Origin of the sequence: Phocaeicola sp. ICN-14070 (assembly GCF_037892625.1) — a bacterium.
In the GTDB taxonomy this organism is placed as follows: domain Bacteria; phylum Bacteroidota; class Bacteroidia; order Bacteroidales; family Bacteroidaceae; genus Phocaeicola; species Phocaeicola plebeius.
Genome location: NZ_JBBKBF010000136.1, coordinates 1 through 2,498 on the forward strand (window position 1 = coordinate 1; position 2,498 = coordinate 2,498).

At 41.2% G+C, this 2,498-nt stretch carries 1 protein-coding gene; it reads right to left on the minus strand.

The annotated features are described in order from the left end of the window. Positions 1 to 112: 112 nt before the first annotated feature. On the minus strand, positions 113 to 1,924 hold the full coding sequence (locus tag WKT20_RS17875; protein ID WP_007897445.1) for a reverse transcriptase/maturase family protein: 1,812 nt from the start codon (positions 1,922 to 1,924) through the stop codon (positions 113 to 115). Positions 1,925 to 2,498: the final 574 nt, after the last annotated feature.

The following is a 2,498-nucleotide window of genomic DNA, read 5'->3' on the forward strand; positions in this document are numbered from 1 at the left end:
GTCTTGTGTAGGCTAAGCACCCGGCGCCTTGTCATATTTCTATGGCAGGTTTCCAAATGCTCGCCTCCGAACCGGACTTACACCTCTCAGCGTATCCGGCTCTCCACTAATTTCAGTCTATCTTTCCGTCATGTATCTTCTTATGACAACTCCTGCACACTGCAATCGTCTTGCGTTTGCGGGCAATCATGTGTCGTTCCCAGCTTTCCTTTCCCTGCAAGTTCTTTAGCTTCCTTACATGGTGCATAACAAGGTCGTCTGTCGTTCCACATAGTTCACACTCACGGGCTTTCAGCCTTTCAACAAGACTTGTCCGTCCCGCAGTATAAATTGTTCGTGGCATAGTGTCACATTCCGATTTATAGGTGGGTTTCTTTCGTTTGAAGCCACCATCGTAAAAGAATCTTTCCTTTACACCTGTTTTAGTCATGTGTTTTATGATAAACCTACCGTTCTTACGATATTTTTTGTTTACCTCACGTGTACGGCATTTATATTTGCCTGCAAACGTTTTGTACATGCTGTATTCCATGATGTACTTGAAATTATTCAAGGCATGGGCGCAGTTGTTGGCTATGGAGTAATAGTTATAGAAACCCACGATTTCTCGATTATAACTATCAAGGATTTCAAGGTCGTCATTGAATATCAGTCCCGATTTGCATTTCGGTTTCCATATTTCCTTTCCGTTACGGTTTGTCAGTTCTAAGACTCCCAAATTGAAAAGTTTTTTACGGACAATTTCCATACTGACATTTAAGCAGACCCTTTTACCATAGGTTCTTCTTAATCTACCCCGTTTATCCCTTTTTTGGTCGTTGGACTTTCTTACATTGATTTCATATCCGAGAAATTTGGCTGGTCTTTCCGTGTGAGTGACAAGTGTCTTTTCATCGGACAGCTCCAATGCCAGTTTATCAGCAAGGAAGTTTTTAATATCTTCCTTTATCTGTTGTGCATCTTGCTTGCTTCCGATAATTCCCACAAGAAAATCATCTGCATATCTTGCATATTTCATTCTTCTGTAATCGGCGTCCATTTCTTCGCCGTTGGGATATTTAGCCCGTCCTTTTTCTATTGCTTTCAGTTCAAGGATTAGCTTTGTCCTTTGCCTTTCATCTTTTACGGATTTCAATTTTCGCACAATACGTTTTCTTGCATTGCCAAAGTCCATACTTTCTCTACTGAATCTTCGTTTCTTCCCTTTGTCGAATTTGGCTATGTATTCCTTTATATACTTATCCAGCTTGTCAAGGTATATATTAGCCAATATCGGGCTGATGATACCCCCTTGCGGTGTGCCACTGTAAGTATTGTGGAATTGCCATTCCTCGATATATCCAGCTTTCAAAAACTTGCGTATCAGTCGGATGAATCGTTCATCCGCAATGCGCTCCGAGAGAATGTTTATCAATACATCATGGTTTATATTGTCAAAGAAGCCTTTTATATCTCCCTCTACAAACCATTTTGCACCGCTAAACTCCTTTTGGATATGAGTTAATGCAGTATGGCAGCTTCGATTGGGACGAAACCCATGCGAGGTATATTCAAAACTTCCCTCGTATATGGCTTCCAATACCATTCTTACCACTTCCTGTATCAACTTGTCATTGAAAGTCGGCACGCCAAGAGGTCTTTTCTTACCGTTTTTCTTCGGTATGTACACTCTCTTTGACGGTTGGGGTTGATACGTTTCGTCTTTTAACATATCAATTAACTTTTCAATTCGTTTCAGGCTCATGCTGTCAATGGTCTGACCGTCCGAACCTTTAGTCATGTTACCTTCTTTAGCGTAAATACGCTGATAGGCAACATAGAACATTTCCTCATTGAACAAAATTCTGTAAAGACGTTCAAACTTATAGCTTGCATCCTTACTGTGTTCTGATAGACTGTTTAATACTCTTTCTGGACTTCTCATAATGTCTCTCACATTTTCCGTTAATTGTATTAATAATTAGCTGCTTCCCTTCGCCATGTACAAGGCGTTACCTTGCTCAAACTACTATGGAAGCTCCGTTACCACTCCGAATTTTCATAGGTCGAACCTAATAGCCTTTCGGCACTTCGGGATAGGTAATCCCCGTTTATCACATCGTAACTGTTGGCATGATAGATTGTCGGATACGACTTCCGTCCTTTACTCGCTTACTGCGGTTGTGTCGTGATAAGTTCTTGCTACATTCATACCTATTCACTGAAGTAGTATCACGATATGGCGGTTGATAGTTACCTTACGCCATAGCCTCAAGGGGGACCACTCAGACTATCGTTCAATCAATTCGGACTTTATCCTCATATCTATCTTTTCATCTCGCCATTCAGTCGCAGTTTGGTAACTAACTGACTTATGACTTTTCCGACATGCTACACTCCCTGCTCGGTTAAGTTTTCCCGAAACAGATAAGTCGGCTGATGATAGGTTATTTTTCAAAGAACACGTTCCTAATCTCCTGCCAAAGAGATATTTACGATGCAACCTTTACGGGCGCACA